This is a genomic window from Pseudoalteromonas sp. 2CM39R (assembly GCF_023161845.1).
In genome coordinates this window covers 117371-132720 of sequence record NZ_JALNTM010000003.1, presented here as the reverse complement: position 1 = coordinate 132720, position 15350 = coordinate 117371, and the positions used below count along the sequence as shown (strand labels likewise).

The 15350-nt window shown below is 38.8% G+C and carries 19 protein-coding genes; 13 read left to right on the top strand and 6 right to left on the bottom strand.

The window, feature by feature from the left end:
* Positions 1–5 precede the first annotated feature (5 nt).
* On the bottom strand, positions 6–809 hold the full coding sequence (locus tag MTF66_RS07925) for an ion transporter (protein ID WP_010388826.1): 804 nt from the start codon (positions 807–809) through the stop codon (positions 6–8).
* Positions 810–909: 100 nt separating this feature from the next.
* On the opposite strand from MTF66_RS07925, the gene MTF66_RS07920 reads away from it, so the two are divergent.
* The 5 genes from MTF66_RS07920 to MTF66_RS07900 all read left to right on the top strand — a co-directional run bounded on the left by MTF66_RS07920 (position 910) and on the right by MTF66_RS07900 (position 3157).
* Complete coding sequence (locus MTF66_RS07920; protein WP_010388825.1) at positions 910–1116, top strand: hypothetical protein; 207 nt, start codon at positions 910–912, stop codon at positions 1114–1116.
* Positions 1117–1122: 6 nt separating this feature from the next.
* The gene (locus MTF66_RS07915) at positions 1123–1410 is read left to right on the top strand and encodes a hypothetical protein (protein WP_138622958.1); all 288 of its coding nucleotides are present in this window, start codon (positions 1123–1125) and stop codon (positions 1408–1410) included.
* A gap of 138 nt (positions 1411–1548) precedes the next feature.
* Positions 1549–1743 carry a YwbE family protein gene (locus MTF66_RS07910; RefSeq protein WP_008468098.1) on the top strand — a complete coding sequence of 65 codons (195 nt, stop codon included), beginning with the start codon at positions 1549–1551 and terminating at the stop codon, positions 1741–1743.
* Positions 1740–2258 (top strand): DUF4240 domain-containing protein, encoded by a 519-nt coding sequence (locus MTF66_RS07905; RefSeq protein WP_054201571.1) that lies wholly within the window; start codon positions 1740–1742, stop codon positions 2256–2258. Before MTF66_RS07910 ends, MTF66_RS07905 begins: the two co-directional genes overlap by 4 nt.
* A 443-nt stretch (positions 2259–2701) precedes the next feature.
* Positions 2702–3157 carry a hypothetical protein gene (locus MTF66_RS07900; RefSeq protein ID WP_193049560.1) on the top strand — a complete coding sequence of 152 codons (456 nt, stop codon included), beginning with the start codon at positions 2702–2704 and terminating at the stop codon, positions 3155–3157.
* On the opposite strand, the gene MTF66_RS07895 is transcribed toward MTF66_RS07900, so the two are convergent.
* The 3 genes from MTF66_RS07895 to MTF66_RS07885 form a co-directional block, all read right to left on the bottom strand.
* Positions 3154–4410, bottom strand: a complete 1257-nt coding sequence (locus MTF66_RS07895) for a Y-family DNA polymerase (protein ID WP_193049561.1) — start codon at positions 4408–4410, stop codon at positions 3154–3156. The genes MTF66_RS07900 and MTF66_RS07895 overlap by 4 nt on opposite strands.
* The gene (gene umuD, locus MTF66_RS07890) at positions 4398–4811 is read right to left on the bottom strand and encodes a translesion error-prone DNA polymerase V autoproteolytic subunit (RefSeq protein WP_010388819.1); all 414 of its coding nucleotides are present in this window, start codon (positions 4809–4811) and stop codon (positions 4398–4400) included. The genes MTF66_RS07895 and umuD overlap by 13 nt, the downstream gene beginning before the upstream one ends.
* An 81-nt stretch (positions 4812–4892) precedes the next feature.
* Complete coding sequence (locus MTF66_RS07885) at positions 4893–5312, bottom strand: MarR family winged helix-turn-helix transcriptional regulator (protein WP_248526991.1); 420 nt, start codon at positions 5310–5312, stop codon at positions 4893–4895.
* 103 nt (positions 5313–5415) lie between these two features.
* Between MTF66_RS07885 and MTF66_RS07880 the strand changes: the two genes are divergently transcribed.
* The 3 genes from MTF66_RS07880 to MTF66_RS07870 all read left to right on the top strand — a co-directional run bounded on the left by MTF66_RS07880 (position 5416) and on the right by MTF66_RS07870 (position 8484).
* Complete coding sequence (locus MTF66_RS07880; protein ID WP_248526990.1) at positions 5416–6162, top strand: siderophore-interacting protein; 747 nt, start codon at positions 5416–5418, stop codon at positions 6160–6162.
* A gap of 143 nt (positions 6163–6305) precedes the next feature.
* On the top strand, positions 6306–7295 hold the full coding sequence (locus MTF66_RS07875; protein ID WP_248526989.1) for an LLM class flavin-dependent oxidoreductase: 990 nt from the start codon (positions 6306–6308) through the stop codon (positions 7293–7295).
* A 238-nt stretch (positions 7296–7533) separates the two neighbouring features.
* Positions 7534–8484 (top strand): patatin family protein, encoded by a 951-nt coding sequence (locus MTF66_RS07870; protein ID WP_248527180.1) that lies wholly within the window; start codon positions 7534–7536, stop codon positions 8482–8484.
* A gap of 102 nt (positions 8485–8586) precedes the next feature.
* Here MTF66_RS07870 and MTF66_RS07865 read toward each other — a convergent pair whose 3' ends face one another.
* Positions 8587–9018, bottom strand: a complete 432-nt coding sequence (locus tag MTF66_RS07865; protein WP_193049564.1) for an Lrp/AsnC family transcriptional regulator — start codon at positions 9016–9018, stop codon at positions 8587–8589.
* 167 nt (positions 9019–9185) lie between these two features.
* Here MTF66_RS07865 and MTF66_RS07860 point away from each other — a divergent pair, with 167 nt between their 5' ends.
* The 5 genes from MTF66_RS07860 (at position 9186) to MTF66_RS07840 (ending at position 14611) form a co-directional block, all read left to right on the top strand.
* A complete protein-coding gene (locus tag MTF66_RS07860; RefSeq protein WP_138622936.1) occupies positions 9186–10268 on the top strand; it encodes an ornithine cyclodeaminase in 1083 nt (360 codons plus the stop codon).
* Positions 10265–11176: a citrulline utilization hydrolase CtlX gene (gene ctlX, locus MTF66_RS07855; RefSeq protein WP_138622934.1), complete on the top strand. Its 912-nt coding sequence runs from the start codon at positions 10265–10267 to the stop codon at positions 11174–11176. The genes MTF66_RS07860 and ctlX overlap by 4 nt, the downstream gene beginning before the upstream one ends.
* Positions 11177–11302: 126 nt before the next feature.
* Positions 11303–12709: a sodium:alanine symporter family protein gene (locus MTF66_RS07850; RefSeq protein WP_138622932.1), complete on the top strand. Its 1407-nt coding sequence runs from the start codon at positions 11303–11305 to the stop codon at positions 12707–12709.
* Positions 12710–12804: 95 nt separating this feature from the next.
* Complete coding sequence (locus MTF66_RS07845) at positions 12805–13824, top strand: patatin-like phospholipase family protein (RefSeq protein ID WP_138622930.1); 1020 nt, start codon at positions 12805–12807, stop codon at positions 13822–13824.
* Between the two features lie 142 nt (positions 13825–13966).
* Positions 13967–14611, top strand: coding sequence for a hypothetical protein (locus tag MTF66_RS07840; RefSeq protein WP_138622928.1), 645 nt, complete (start codon positions 13967–13969; stop codon positions 14609–14611).
* Positions 14612–14755: 144 nt separating this feature from the next.
* On the opposite strand, the gene MTF66_RS07835 is transcribed toward MTF66_RS07840, so the two are convergent.
* Entirely contained in the window at positions 14756–15319 is a 564-nt protein-coding gene (locus MTF66_RS07835; RefSeq protein WP_248526988.1) for a YSC84-related protein, read from the bottom strand.
* Between the last annotated feature and the right edge of the window lie 31 nt (positions 15320–15350).

The following is a 15350-nucleotide window of genomic DNA, read 5'->3' as shown; positions in this document are numbered from 1 at the left end:
ATCTGCTACTTATTTTTGAGTAATTGTTTTAACTCTGCCAGTTGTGCTTTCAATTCGTTTACTTGGCCTTGGGTTGCGGGCAGTGAGTCTGTATCGGCTTGCTCTTCTCGTGCATTGCGATGCTCTTCACTCATTACTTCTAAAATAGCCCCCACCATCATATTTAAGAATACAAATGCAGTTAAAAAGATAAAGGTTAAGTAAAAAATCCAACTTAATTTGTATACCGCCATGGTTTCGTACATCACGTCGGTCCAATCTTCGAAGGTGGCGATTCTAAACAAGGTAAGCATAGAAATAGACACATCGCCCCACAGTACTGGGTTTATTTCAGCAAACAACATGCTACCTGTGGCAGCATAAATATAAAAAATCACAAACATTAGCAGCGCGATATAGCCCATTTGCGGGATGGCTTTTATTAGTGAGTTCACTAATAAGCGCAGCTCTGGGATCATAGACACTAAACGTAGTACGCGGAAAATGCGTAGTAGTCGAGCAATAAAAATAGTCGAGCCTGCCGCAGGGTATAAACTACCTATCACTATAATGAAGTCAAATATGTTCCAGCCTTTGGAGAAAAAGTCTTTGATTCCTTTACTGGCAATATAACGAATAACCAATTCGATCAAGAAAAACACTGTGATGCCTATATCCATCCAATGTAGAAATAGCTCAGCAGTAGGGTGTAATGAATAGGTATGTGCACCCACGGTCAGTGCAGAAACCACAATAACTGCAATAACAAATGATTGAAATAATTTACTTTTATCGATACGCTGGAACAGCTCTTGTAACTGCGACAACATCATAACGTGCCCTTAACGGTTATAAATATAAAACCAGTGCAATATACAGCAAAAGTAACGAAAATTAGTAGTTTTCCGGTGAAAATATAAGGAATTTTGAATGTTAAATAATAACTTAAAGTATCTACTTTCGTTATCTGTAATCGTAGTGTTAGCAGGGTGTAGCAGCGATAGCCGCTATCATGAAATTCAATCAGCCCGATTAGGTGAGTGCAGTCATATGGCCGACAAGGAATACCATGAATGTGTTAAACAACAACAAGACAGCTACAAAGAATTTAAAAAACAACAAATCGCCGAGCAGTAATAAACCATGACCAAAACCCAAAAGCAGCTAGATAAACGTATTCGTCAACAATTAACAATTGCTTGCGAGCAAATAAAAGATAACGTTGAGGGCTTTAGCTTTCTTACTCACTCGGTTGATTTAAACAATTTACCTTCTAAGTTTACTGTAAGTTGTTATTTTATTGATGATATTGCACTAGAGCAGGCTAAACAAAATAACCAGCTAGATTACATTGTGCAGCTTATTTGTAATGCATTAGCTAGTTTAAATATTCATATAAAAAACAATGCTATTTCATTTCTTAAGCAGTAAAAATCGGTACTGTGTTTTTGTTTAATTATCTCTCATTTTAAGCTGTATTTGGCATTTATGGTCTTAGTAAAAGCTTTAATATGGAGAGATTCTATTAAGCAGGCTATAATCGCAAAAAAATTGTAATAGAGATTAAATATGGCCGTTCCAACACGCTCGCAAATAACGCCAGGCACAGAGGTTAATATTGTGCTTAAACAAGATCAACGCAGTGGTACTCTAACCAATGGTATTGTGTCGCGTTTATTGACCAAGTCACCTAATCACCCGCACGGAATAAAAGTACAATTAGAAGACGGCCAAGTGGGTCGGGTAAAAGAGATCATTGCATGAGTGAGTTAACCTTAACTGATTTTTGGCGACTGGTTACAGTGGAAGATAAAACCGCAGAGCCTGACTCAGTGTGCCAATCGCTTAAGTCGGCACTGAGTGACTTATCAGATGAGCAATTAATTGAATTTGATAAGCAGTTTAGTATTTGTATGCGTCAAAGTTATACCTGGGATTTATTTGGTGCCGCGTTTGTTATGGCGGGCTGTAATGATGAATATGGTTTTTCAGAATTTCGTTGTTGGTTAATTTCTCGTGGTGAAGCCGCATTTAAAGCTGCACTAGAAAACCCAGATAGCCTCGCTCAGTGCACGCCGCTTTATTTTTTAAACGAGCAACCTTATCCGTATTTAGATGAGTATGACCTAATTGCAGGTTTGTTATATGAAGAGCGTAACGACGATGAGTTACCCTTTATCCCATCAGGGCTTGACCAACCTAAAGGTAAGCGCTTTAAAGACAAACCTAAGTTTTTAAAACAAAATTACCCGCAATTATTTGCTAAGTATTGGCAATAACTCAGCTTGTTATTAATGCATTACTTAATTAACCTGAACTGCGGATAATAAATCCATCCCAAGCAGCTATTTTCAGCGCTAACTGCGTTGAATTTACTTGCAATAGGCTAGCTATTGACGCGTAATTTCGCCTTGTTTTCACTAAAAATTTCTAGCTAGAGAAAAGTAGGTAAAAATATTTTTTGATTAAACATGTTAGTAAATCTCTTAACCAGAGTTCAGGTTAATCACAAGTAATGCATTTTCTTCCCCCTTTATGTAATAAAGCTTACGTCTAGTTTAATCTTATTTGTTGTTAGCTACGTATTTTAATTTAGTTTTTGTGCAGCTGCTCATAGTAAAGCGACTTCGCATCTTTTATAGTAAATCTCTGTTATAGTTAGAAATAGCTAAACATAATCACAGTGCTTGATCATGGTTGATACACGAGGATAGAGCTTATAATGAAATGTTTCACACTGGTTTTACTTACCATAAGCCTTTTTAGCTGTTATGCAGTGGCAGGCCCAAGTAATAAAACTCGCTTTATTCCACTATTAAAAACTAAGCTAGGTAATTACGAAGTTACCTCAAGTAACTCGGGTTTGTGCACTAACAGTCGATTGCAATTTAATAACCCTGAAGATCCCGAGCAAGGTTTTAGCTTAGGCAAAGAAATTTTGTTTAATTCTTTACACAATGGCACTCGTACTATTCAAAAGCCGAATTATTGTTTTATTACCAGCTCGCTTAAATATAAAACTGATGGCCTAGAAAACGGCTTACGTATGAGTCGATGTGATAATCCAATTCACGAAAGAACCATTAAACAAACTATTACTTTTTTAACCGATAACACCCTTAAATACACCTTAGATAACCCAAGTGTAGAATGCGAATTTATTAAAGTTGCTGACTAACACTGTATTTTAGGAATATCGCGCCAACGGGTTGTATATTGTGGCGATAAAAAAGCCCTGTTCATATGCCAGCGTTCGTTTAGTTGGCTGCTTGCCACGCTAAGCATTCCTTTCCCAAAGCGATGATTTATCGCATCTAAGCAGCCCATTAACTGCGGGTTATCGGTTTGTTGCTCAAATAACGTATGTTGTTGAAACTGCTGTGGGCTGAGCTCTAATGCACCCACTCCGCATTTATAAAAACGAATACCCGGTTGATATATCTGCTCAAAATTCTTTGATACTGCACTTGCTATAACACGGGTATCGTTAGTGGGCGGATCAAATTGATGCATAGCTGACTTTTTATAAAAGGCTTGCTCATGTGACGAGCTGGCCGCAAAAATATAAATACGATGAGTGAGCGACTGTTGCGCTCTTAATTTTTGTGCAACCACGCTGGCATGATTTATTAATGCGGTTCTCACTGCATCAGGATCGTTAAGGCGCTGGCCAAAACTACGTGTTGAAAAAATAGCTTGTTTGTCTTGGCGCACATCATCCCAGTTTAAACAGGTAATGCCATTGAGCTCCTTAATTGTACGCTCAAGCACTACGCTAAATTGACGACGAATTGTTCTTGGACTTTGCTCAGCCAGCTGCCATGCGGTATTAATATTCATTAGCGCCAGTTTTTTAGCTATACGTTTGCCCACTCCCCATACATCCTGGCAGTGCATTTGCTGTAAAATAGCTTGTCGGCTTGCTTCATCATCAATCACGGCAACCCCATTAAAGCCAGCTAGTTTTTTAGCAGCATGATTCGCGGCTTTGGCTAAGGTCGGTGTTGGCCCAAAGCCAACCCCAACAGGGAGTTTGGTTTCGCGCCATACAGTACGTCTAATTAGCTGTCCGTATTGGTGCCAATCGGTAATTAATGGCTGATAGCCTTTAAAGTGCAAAAATGATTCGTCAATACTGTAAATATGCTGGGTATCACAAAAGCGAGCAATAACGTTCATCATTCTATCGCTTAAATTAGCGTATAGTTCGTAGTTAGATGAGCGCACCACCACCTGATGTTTTGCTAATAATTGCTTAACTTTAAAGTAGGGGCCAAATTTAGGAATATTAAGCTTACGGGCAATAGGGCATACCGCACATACGCAGCCATCGTTATTGGTAAGCACCACTACTGGTTTTGAACGAATTGCGGGGTCAAATACCTTTTCAGCACTGGCATAAAAAGCAACCGCATCAACTAAGGCATACATGAAAGTATCTCAGGACTTTGCCGATGTAACCTAATTGAGCGAGTTACCACGCCTTCAAGCTGAAATTCATCAGATTCGGTTAATTGCACGGGTTTATAAGCAGCAGAAGCCGAGAGCAGCCGCGCATTGGTTTTATCTAGCAACTTACATACAAATAAACCATTTAAGTTCGCCACAATAACATCGCCATCTTTAGGAATCTCTGCACGGTCAACTAACAGTAAGTCGCCCTCAAAAATACCAATTTCTTGCATAGAGCACCCTGAGGCAACGCCAATAAACGTAGCATCTGGGTGTTTTATTAATAGCTCATCGAGTGATATCCCTAACTCACTATACTGTGCTGCAGGCGATTCAAACCCGCAAACACCGGCCTCTATATAAATGGGAATAACAAACATAACACAACCTAAAATGCAGACACTGTATAAGTGTACAGTATATGCGTTTTATATTCGTTATGCCAAGTAATGAATGGCAGATCAATCCATGTTTTTGATCATTTGTTGGGCAGTATGTAAAAAGTCATTGATTTGCTGTGGGTTTAAGTTTTTACACATTTGCGCATTTACTTGCTGCTCGGCGGCTAATAGCTTGCCATAAAGCGAGCGACCTTCAGAGGTAAATGACAAAATAAAACAGCGCTTGTCGTGCTCACTGGCATCTTTGTTAATTAACTTTAATGCGATTAGCTCTTTCACTAAGCGTGCTATTTGGGCCTTGTCGCGCTGGGTCTGATTAACAATATCGTTAGCAGTGCACTGAGTTGTTGTTGCAATAATATGCAGGCAACGTACGTGCATTGCGTTTAAGCCAAGCTCGCCCGCATTAATAGCTTCGCGTATGGTAACGCGATAATTTTGTATTAAAGCAAATAATGTATTGGCTAATGAGATATGCATAGGGAATCCATAATGGTTGACAAAGTCAATTAAATTGATATAGTTGATTTTATCAACCAATTGGGCGTTGTGCAATTCATCTTTTTTAATGAGGTAAATTTATATGGGTAAAAAAGTACGCAAAGCAACAGTATTAAGCACAGAGCAAATAACCCCACATTTACAGCGCATTATTGTTGGCTCCGATGAGTTTAACGACTTGAACGCTCAATATATTGGTAACTACGTAAAGGTGCTTATTCCGCAAAATGGCCGCGTTGATTATAATATTAAAACTTCATGTATGCGTTCATACACTATAAGGCATGTTGATGAGCACACCGGCGCACTTACCCTCGATTTTGTAATTAATATGCACCAAGGTCCGGCAACTAATTGGGCTAAAAAAGCAAAAGTAGGCGATGAGGTAGGTATAGCAGGACCAGGCCCTAAAAAGCTTGATAATTATGAACACTCACATTACATACTACTTGGCGATTTAACTTCAGTTAATGCAATTAAAGGCTACGTGCAACAACTGCCTAAAAACGCAAAAATTGACGCGGTTATTCATGCACCAACAAAAGATGATGTGATCAGCTTAGAGTCGCCGCGAGATGTAACTTGGTTAATAACACATAAACCAGATACAGATGTGATAAACGCATTAAAATCGGTGCCGCTTAGTGAGCAACAACCTATTGTATTTATGGCACTAGAGGCCGGATTAGTACGCAAAGCAAAAACCGTATTAACTGATGAATTAGCTATACCTCGCAGTCAAATTGTTTCATCGGGTTATTGGAAAAAAGGCCTTGATTCAGAGGCATATAAACTAAACCGCCAAAAAGCTGCAACTAAAAATAGTTAACCTTGTTATCACTCAATCGCAACACCTTAGCTTTTCAAGATAAGCTGGCTTGAATTAGTTGTAATACACACCCATCTCTTATTTTAAACTCATTGTTTATGGCTAGCACGTCATAAGTCGCTATTTAATTTGGAGATGCTACTTTGTTATCAACTATCCCTTTTTCATTACTAGAACTGGCGCCTATGCAAAAAGGGGCCACGGTTAGTGACACCTTAAACAAAAGTACAGCCTACGCACAAAAAGCAGACCAATTAGGTTTTAACCGTTTTTGGTTAGCCGAGCATCATAATATGCCTGGGATTGTTTGTGCCGCCACTTCAATTTTAGTAGGGCACATAGCCGGCAACACTAAAAAAATACGCGTAGGGTCGGGTGGAATTATGTTACCTAATCACGCGCCTTTAGTTGTGGCTGAGCAATTTGGCACCTTAGAGAGTTTGTATCCTGGTCGAATTGATTTAGGGCTAGGGCGTGCCCCAGGTAGCGATCCGGTGACCAGTCGCGCCTTAAATAACGACATTAGCCGCGCTGAAAACTTTCCTAATGAAGTGAGCGAGTTACAAACACTATTAGGCCCATACGAGGGAGCTAAGCGTGTACGAGCAATACCCGGTGAAAACACTAATGTGCCTATTTGGCTTTTAGGCTCAAGTTTATTTAGTGCCCAGTTAGCAGCGCAAAAAGGATTACCCTATGTATTTGCGGGGCACTTTGCACCGCGTTTTGTACATGATGCAATAGCCTTATATAAACGAGAATTTAAACCATCAAATGTATTAGCTAAGCCTTATGTAATGTTGGCATTACCTTTAGTGGCTGCCGATACAGATGAAGAAGCACAATACTTATCAACCACTTCAAAACAGCGAGTGCTATCATTAATTAGAGGCGACGAGTTGTGGTTAAAGCCCCCAGTTGAAACAATGGAAGGCTTGTGGAGCGAACAAGAGCGTACTCATGTTGAGAGCTTTTTAGGATTAAGTGTTACTGGTGGGCCTGCAAGTATTAAACACAAATTAGAAATGATCGTGAATCAGTTAGGGGTCGATGAGCTTATATTCACCAACGATTTATATGACGATGAAAAACGTCATCGAGCGTTACAAATCCTAATAGAAATAAAGAATTAAGTTGTTTATTAAGCAAGCGTACACTCAACCATTGTTAAACTAATAGTGAAATAAAGAATTGAGTTACAGATTGAGTAAAAATAAGTGATTTATATTTTCAATCGAACTGATTCAATTAATCTTTTTTAAGGATTTAATCAAGCACGTTAAAATAAAGCCATAATCTGTTAAGTTAACAACTAAGAGGTACACCGTGAAATCTCAAATAAATGTTGCTCCACACACATTCAATAAGCCTATGCACCCTAAAACTGCATTGATTGCTGAAGGTGGAGGCCAGCGAGGGATATTTACAGCCGGTGTACTTGACGCGTGGTTAGAGCAAAACTACGACCCGTTTGACTTATTTATAGGCACGTCTGCGGGCTCGCAAAATTTAACCAGTTATTTAGCGCGTCAAAAAGGCTACGCTAAACGCTTGATCAGAGGGCTTTCGCGTCATAAACGTTTTTTTCAATTAGGTCGTGGCCTAATGGGTAAACACATTGTTGACTTAGACTGGTATTTCGAAAAAACCACTGAGGTTAATAGAGCATTAGACTTTAAAACAGCAAAAAATAGCCTTGGTAATAGAGAGTTGCTGATCACTGCAACCAATGCACGTGATCGTAAACCGTATTATTTATCTCCTACTGGAGATGGTAAACACTGGCGAGAACTATTAAAAGCCTCAAGTGCTTTACCTTTTTTGTATAAACAAGGTGTTCAACTCACTCCTTGGTTAGGCTCAAAAGCGGCAAACGAAGCACATTTAGCTGCAGAGCAATCGAATGAAGATTTTTATTTAGATGGCGGCTTGGCTGCGCCATTGCCTGTACGCGAAGCTTATAACCGTGGCGCACGAAAAATCGTGGTAATAAGAACCGTTGATGAGAATTTTCAAGCGCAAACTGCATGGGTTCAAAAGCTAAGAACATTTGCATGTGCATCAGGCTACTGCCCAAAAACACTTGATTACTTGATTCAACACGAGCAAGCATACCTAGACGAACTATCATTTATAGCCAATCCGCCTAGTGATGTAGAAATTATACAAATTTTTGCAGACGAAAAGCTACATAGCAAATTGTTAGGCAGCTCTAACGACGATTTACGCTTTGATCATAAGCTAGGTGTAAAAGCAGGACGCGCTTATTTAAAAAGCCAAAATACACGTATAGTAGATTATGCACACAGCTACGCCATGTAGCTGTGTATTAAGGTAAAACTTAAATCCCATTAAGTTTAACCGGTAATAAATAAATCGAGTCTTGCCTAAAATACTTTAAGTAAAGAATGGCGTTAATTAAACCTAAGTAGATGACAATAATATACTGGTTTCGCTATTTAAAATGCCTTCTATTTCGCGCACTTGCCTAAGGACGCCATCAAACTCACCTAAATTTGCAGCCTGTATTTCAGCTACTAAATCCCAAGCGCCGTTGGTCGTATGTAACTTTGTTAGCTCTGGTATGCCGCGCAGGGTTTTAATTACCTGTGATGTAGATTTACCCACCACTTCCACCATCATTACTGCTCTTACAGCTTCGGTTTCTATGTGTTCGTGTACACGCACCGTAAAGCCTAATATAGCGCCCGATGAAACTAAGCGGTCCAAGCGATTTTGCACCGTCCCGCGCGAGACCTTTAAAACATCGGCTAGGGCTGAAATAGAAGCGCGGCCATCTTTTCTTAGTTCGGCTATTAATGCGTTATCTAAAGAGTCGTAAATGTAAGGGGGCATAAAACGCCTTGGGTTATGTGTTTATTACAAATTACTAAATTTGTACTTTAATGCATAGCAATTTGCTAAAAAATAATACTATTTGTATGAACTTTTGGCATTTTAACTGTCACCTCTGGCCTATAAACTTATTTCTATTAATTTATTTAGTCATTAAAGAGGTATTTATGAGTCATTTTATAGCAGAGCCAAAACAAGGTGTTCCATTTGTTAGCGTACAGACAATGGCCAAACTTATAAATAAAGTCGGAATAGAAAACGTATTGCTTGAGCTTACCCAAAGATTAAAACACGACTTTGCTCGCTGGGACGAATTTGATAAATCGCCACGTTATGCGGCGCACTCTCCTGATGGCGTAATAGAGCTTATGCCCGTAAGCGACGGTGAAATGTTTAGCTGCAAATATGTAAATGGTCATCCAAAAAATACGTTTAAAGAACTTCAAACGGTTGCGGCATTTGGAATTTTATCGGATGTTGATAGCGGCTATCCGGTTATGATCAGCGAAATGTGCTTACTCACGGCCTTACGCACAGCGGCTACATCGGCGCTTGTGGCAAAGTATTTAGCACCCAAACACTCAACAACACTTACATTAATTGGTAATGGTGCGCAGTCTGAGTTTCAGGCATTAGCTTTTAAAGCCGTATTAGGCATTACCCACATTCGTTTATACGATATTGATAAGAACGCCTCTAAAAAAGCCTATAACAACTTAAGTGGTTACGGTTTAAATATAACTATATGCAATAGCGCAGAAGAAGCCGTGCAAAGTGCGCACATTATTACAACCTGCACAGCCGATAAAAAAAATGCCACTATTTTAACCAGCGATATGATCCCCCAAGGTGTGCATTTAAATGCCATTGGTGGCGACTGCCCTGGGAAAACTGAGCTTGATTCAGCTTTACTGGAACGCGCTAATGTATTTGTAGAGTACGAACCACAAACCAGAATAGAGGGCGAAATTCAACAAATGAGCAGTAGTTTTGATGTAACAGAATTTCATAAAGTAATTAATAAACAAACACCTGGGCGTATAAGTAACGACGAGCTTACTATTTTTGATGGGGTAGGTTTTGCGAGCGAAGACTTTACCTCGCTGGTTTATATTAAAGACGCGCTGGTGGCTGCGGGTGAGTTTTCATTACTTGATTTAATTACACAACAAGCCGATCCGCGTAATTTATTTTCGGTACTTAATAGTGCGCAAACATCAAAAACAACTAAGCAAGAGCAAGTCGCATGAGCCACATAAAGCAAGCACCAACAGCGGTGGTTATGGTGCGCCCGCATCACTTTACATCTAACCCACAAACTATGTTAGACAACACGTTTCAAAGTACCTGCAACTCACAAAACCAGAGTCAGCTTGCCTTTGACGAAGTAACTAATGCGGTTAAATTATTACAAAACGAGGGCGTAAAGGTTCATCTTTTTGAAGACGAACATCCACACACGCCCGATTCTGTGTTTCCAAATAATTGGTTTTCTACCCATCAAAGTGGCGAGCTAGTTATGTACCCAATGTACGCAGAAAACAGAAGATTAGAATATCGAAAAGATATTATTGATTTTTTGACTAATCACTATAAAGTGTTGTCTGTGACTGATTATTCATTTTTAGCGAAAGAAAATGCATTTTTAGAAGGTACAGGATCGCTTGTTATTGACCACCCACATAAGCTTGCTTATGCAGTAGAATCTAAGCGTACTACTAAAGCTGTGGTTAATACAGTATGCGAGCAATTAAAGCTAAAACCCGTTGTATTTAATGCCTACGATGAGCAAGGTATTGCGGTTTATCATACTAATGTATTGATGTGTGTAGCCACAGAGTTTGCCATGATCAGCTTAAATATGGTGCCAAAAAGTCAGCATAAACAATTAACTAGCTATTTTATACAAAGCCATTTAGAAGTAATAAACTTAACTAGTGAGCAAATAAATAGCTTTTGTGGCAATGCAATTGAGCTACAAGGTACAAATAGTCGTATTTTAGCCCTCTCACAAACGGCGTTTAATGCACTTACAACCGAGCAAAAAGCAGCAATACAAAAAACAGCTAAACTTGTTCCGTTACCTATACCAACCATAGAGTCGGCGGGAGGTTCGGTTAGATGCATGATTGCGGGTATACACCTGCAAAGTAAATGACCTACCTCTAAGTCAACATTCTAAGGCAGCTTAGCTCCGCTAAGCTATGGCTAACATGCATTATTAAATGCAAATTACTCAACTACTCGATGAGTAAAAACATAATAAATACAAAAGGATTAGCCCATGTTCGATACCGTAGTAAAAAGTGTAAATGGCCTATTATGGGGAGAAGGCCAAATACTAATTTATATACTACTATTTGCAGGTATTTGGTTTTCAGTACGCTTAAAAGCAATTCAATTAGTTAAATTTAAGCACATGTTTAGCCTGCTAAAAGGCAGTAGTAAGTGTAATAAAAACGATATTTCATCATTTCAAGCGCTCTGCACTGGGCTGTGTGCTCGAGTAGGCACAGGTAATTTAGCCGGTGTGGCTGTGGCTATATCACTCGGTGGTAGCGGCGCCATATTTTGGATGTGGGTCATTGCTATACTGGGTATGGCAACCGGGTTTGCAGAAAGTATTTTAGGCCAGGTATATAAAATTCGCGACAGCAATGGCGAATTCAGAGGTGGCCCTGCGTATTATATTCAACAAGGCTTAGGCAGTCGTGCATTTGCTATTGTGTTTGCCGCCTGTTTGTTTTTAGGTTACGGCTTTACCTTTAGCGCCATGCAAACCAACACCATTACCGATGCACTAAATTACGCATTTGAAATACCCACTTTTTACTCAGGTGTTGTGATCACACTTTTAGCAGGCTCTATTATTTTAGGTGGCTTTAAAGCCATTGCCCGATTCGCCGAGCGAGTAGTGCCTGTTATGGGCATCGTGTTTGTGCTTGTTGCTGTAGTAATTACACTGATTAACTTCACCCAAGTACCTGCCATGCTTAAAGATATACTTTTATCAGCGTTTGGCTTGCAAGAAGCTGGTGCAGGCGCCATGGGTGCAGCCATTAAAAATGGTATACAACGCGGTTTATATTCTAATGAGGCTGGCGCGGGAAGTGTGCCGCATGCATCGGCTAGTGCCAGTCCAATGCCAAATCACCCAGCGACACAAGGCTACATACAAATGTTAGGGGTGTTTTTCGATACCATCGTATTGTGCAGTTGTACCGCGGTTATTATTTTATTGGCCGATGTAGATATAAGCGGTGAAATGGAAGGTATACGCTTAACACAAAGCGCTATGACCTCACACTTAGCGCAAGGCGGCGTGTATTTTGTAGCCGCTGCCATTACTTTATTTGCTTTTACCTCGGTAGTTGCTAACTACGCCTACGCCGAAAGTAACCTCCACTTATTTAAGCTCGATAACAAAGTAGGGCGCAGTATTTATACTTTGCTTTATTTATCAATGATGTTGTGGGGCGCATCAGCCACCTTAAAACAAGTATGGGATTTAGCTGATATTGCTCTAGGGTTAATGACAGTGGTAAACGTTATCGCTATTATACTACTCACACCGACTATTTTGTCTGTTACTAACGACTACCACGCACAAAGAGACAAAGGCATAGAGCCTGAGTTTAAGGTAAAAAACGTAAAAGTGCAGGGCAAATGTGAAGACGGAATTTGGGATTAAGATTAAAGTTTAAACGTGTTGCTATTGCATAAGTATTCATTTTTAAGTTTGGCTTTAACAACATTAAACTGCGACTCTACAGGTAGTATTTTTAGATGATCGACATTTATGCGGGTAAAACTGCAGCAAAAATAATAAACGAACAAGGTTTTAAACCCGATCTTTTTACCTCTTTTTTAGGGGCAAGTGGTGGCCCTAAATGGTTTACCTTATTTGGTTTAGACAAATATATATTTGGCGAATTTTTTAAACATCGCACCCAACCCCTTAATTTAATTGGCTCATCTGCTGGGGCTTTTCGTTCAGCCTGTTTTGCACAAAACGATCCCGTTGCTGCCATTGAGCGTTTAGCCAAATCTTATTCACAAACCCGATATTCTAGTAATAAACCAACGCCCGCTGAAATTACACTAAAAGCCCGCGCATTATTAGATGATGTATTTGGTGATGATGGTGTTACTGAAATTATAAATAATCCTGTTTTTAAAGCGCATTTTATTGTCGCAAAATCTAACGGGTTTATTGCCAGCGAACATAAGTTAATACAGCTTTTGGGTTTATCAAAAAGTTATATGCTTAACAGAATTAATCGAAAATTATTAGGCGCTCAGTACGAGCGTTTTATTTTTGGCGCGCCCAATAGTAATTTAAGTATTACCGACAGTTATAAGTTTAAAACACAAAACATTGAACTCACACAAACAAATTTAAAAGATGCCTTACTTGCATCGGGCTCTATACCACTTGTAATGCAAGGTATAAAAAATATTGCCGGTTCGCCACCAGGGATTTACCGCGATGGCGGCGTTATTGATTACCACTTTGATTTAAAAATTAATAACCCAGGCTTAATTTTGTATCCACATTTTAATTCAGATCCAAAAGCAGGGTGGTTTGATAAAAATTTAAAACGAAAAGTAGCACCAGAAAATTACGACAACGTTGTGATGATCACCCCATCAAAAGAATTTATAGCCGGCTTACCTTACGGAAAAATCCCAGACAGAAACGACTTTACTGATCTTGATGCAGACACGCGTATTAAATATTGGAATACCGTATTTAGTGAAACGGAGAAATTGGCCGAGGCGTTTGATAAAATACTTTCATGCTAAACTAAGTCATAAAATTATTACATATCATTGAATAATTGCATGAAAATTTAAACAATATTAAGTTCTTAGTAGGATAATCAAAATTAATTAGATGTATAATGAAAACTCTGTACTTTTCACAACTTTAATTTTGTAGGTTTAAATGAAATATGAAGAAAAGCTTTTAGCTATTTTAAAAGAAGCTAGCATATCAACTATCGGAGAAGCTGAAGAATTCCTGAAATGCAATTTAGAAATGCTGCATGAAACTGGTGAGTTATCATTAGGTAATGACAAAGATCTATCAGGTAAACCTTTAGAATTAAGGGTTAAAGAGCTTTTTAAGAAAGCGGGTTTCAATATTAATAACGGTAGAAATGGATATGAAGATTTTACTATCACTCCAGATGATAACTTTTCAATTCAAGATAGTATTGTAATTGAGGTTAAATCTTCTAAAAATGTATCTCCAAAGTTAAGTGATCTTAGGCAATTAGATGACTGGGTTTTTAACTTATCAGGAGAAGAAAATGCTAGAAAACATGGACTCGGCTCATCTGAGCAGTTCACTTGGAGCGGAGGTATGACTAAACATCCAACACCACATAAAGGATTGTTTATCTTCAATGGTCCAATTGGACATGATTTTGATAAACGGCTTAGTAAATTTATACATCCATCACAAATAGACTTCTTAAATAAAAGAAACTTCTGCGCTATTAGTCTTAATAAGCTGGTCAATCTCCTTAGTGGGGATAAAGAATCTGCTTGGAGACTTCTTCATGAAACAATAGGTGAATTTAACTAGAGGCTTGACTTAATATAATTACAGCTCTCATAAAATAGAAATTAATATGGCAACCCATAAATTACGTTATGTTAAATTGAGGCGTTTAAATTAAAGTGGGCGTAATCACACAAACTAGCCCACTTATGATAGGGTTTTGATAGCTTAGTTTAGCTCAGAATCTACCCAAAATTTAGTGCCTTTTAAAACAGCTTGCAGTGCAAGGCCACTTTCGGTTAAAGAGTAAACAGTAACTTGGTCAGCAATAGCTTCGGCAACTAAAGCGCCACCTTTATCTTGGTATTTTGCAGCAGCATCAGCATTACCACCGAACGCCCAACCATGTTTAATAAATCTATTTAACGCTGCTTGATCGTGAAAAACCATCACAATATTGAAATCTTTAACACCTAAACCTAAGCCTAAACCAGCTTCGCCCATATTCATATAGGTAGATTTTCCGGTTAGGTTATTTTTTACTACACCGTACCCACCACCAAAACTGGCTAAAATAACGTTTACATTGGCATTATCAAATACAGCATAACCGGCAGAGTTTGCAATTTGAGTTTTAACATCTGGTTTTTTTTCGTATAGAGCAGTTAATGTATTCGATTTCATACTTTGTACTAAAGCACGTTTTTCTCCAGGAGAAGCACTGCCTGTAGTAGCGCAACCTGTTAATAAAATGCTAATAACTAACATGCTCAACAGAAGTAATTTTTTCATGATTTTTCCTTTAATAAGGTATATGGTTAAT

What these genes read in the sequence shown, in the direction of transcription:
- MTF66_RS07900 (WP_193049560.1), top strand. Translation starts at nt 2,702, where the DNA reads ATGAAATGTTTCACACTGGTTTTACTTACCATAAGCCTTTTTAGCTGT.
- MTF66_RS07845 (WP_138622930.1), top strand. Translation starts at nt 12,805, where the DNA reads ATGATCGACATTTATGCGGGTAAAACTGCAGCAAAAATAATAAACGAA.
- MTF66_RS07840 (WP_138622928.1), top strand. Translation starts at nt 13,967, where the DNA reads ATGAAATATGAAGAAAAGCTTTTAGCTATTTTAAAAGAAGCTAGCATA.
- MTF66_RS07915 (WP_138622958.1), top strand. Translation starts at nt 1,123, where the DNA reads ATGACCAAAACCCAAAAGCAGCTAGATAAACGTATTCGTCAACAATTA.
- MTF66_RS07870 (WP_248527180.1), top strand. Translation starts at nt 7,534, where the DNA reads ATGCACCCTAAAACTGCATTGATTGCTGAAGGTGGAGGCCAGCGAGGG.
- ctlX (WP_138622934.1), top strand. Translation starts at nt 10,265, where the DNA reads ATGAGCCACATAAAGCAAGCACCAACAGCGGTGGTTATGGTGCGCCCG.
- MTF66_RS07860 (WP_138622936.1), top strand. Translation starts at nt 9,186, where the DNA reads ATGAGTCATTTTATAGCAGAGCCAAAACAAGGTGTTCCATTTGTTAGC.
- MTF66_RS07905 (WP_054201571.1), top strand. Translation starts at nt 1,740, where the DNA reads ATGAGTGAGTTAACCTTAACTGATTTTTGGCGACTGGTTACAGTGGAA.
- MTF66_RS07880 (WP_248526990.1), top strand. Translation starts at nt 5,416, where the DNA reads ATGGGTAAAAAAGTACGCAAAGCAACAGTATTAAGCACAGAGCAAATA.
- MTF66_RS07850 (WP_138622932.1), top strand. Translation starts at nt 11,303, where the DNA reads ATGTTCGATACCGTAGTAAAAAGTGTAAATGGCCTATTATGGGGAGAA.
- MTF66_RS07835 (WP_248526988.1), bottom strand. Translation starts at nt 15,319, where the DNA reads ATGAAAAAATTACTTCTGTTGAGCATGTTAGTTATTAGCATTTTATTA.
- MTF66_RS07895 (WP_193049561.1), bottom strand. Translation starts at nt 4,410, where the DNA reads ATGTATGCCTTAGTTGATGCGGTTGCTTTTTATGCCAGTGCTGAAAAG.
- MTF66_RS07865 (WP_193049564.1), bottom strand. Translation starts at nt 9,018, where the DNA reads ATGCCCCCTTACATTTACGACTCTTTAGATAACGCATTAATAGCCGAA.
- MTF66_RS07885 (WP_248526991.1), bottom strand. Translation starts at nt 5,312, where the DNA reads ATGCATATCTCATTAGCCAATACATTATTTGCTTTAATACAAAATTAT.
- MTF66_RS07925 (WP_010388826.1), bottom strand. Translation starts at nt 809, where the DNA reads ATGTTGTCGCAGTTACAAGAGCTGTTCCAGCGTATCGATAAAAGTAAA.
- MTF66_RS07910 (WP_008468098.1), top strand. Translation starts at nt 1,549, where the DNA reads ATGGCCGTTCCAACACGCTCGCAAATAACGCCAGGCACAGAGGTTAAT.
- umuD (WP_010388819.1), bottom strand. Translation starts at nt 4,811, where the DNA reads ATGTTTGTTATTCCCATTTATATAGAGGCCGGTGTTTGCGGGTTTGAA.
- MTF66_RS07920 (WP_010388825.1), top strand. Translation starts at nt 910, where the DNA reads ATGTTAAATAATAACTTAAAGTATCTACTTTCGTTATCTGTAATCGTA.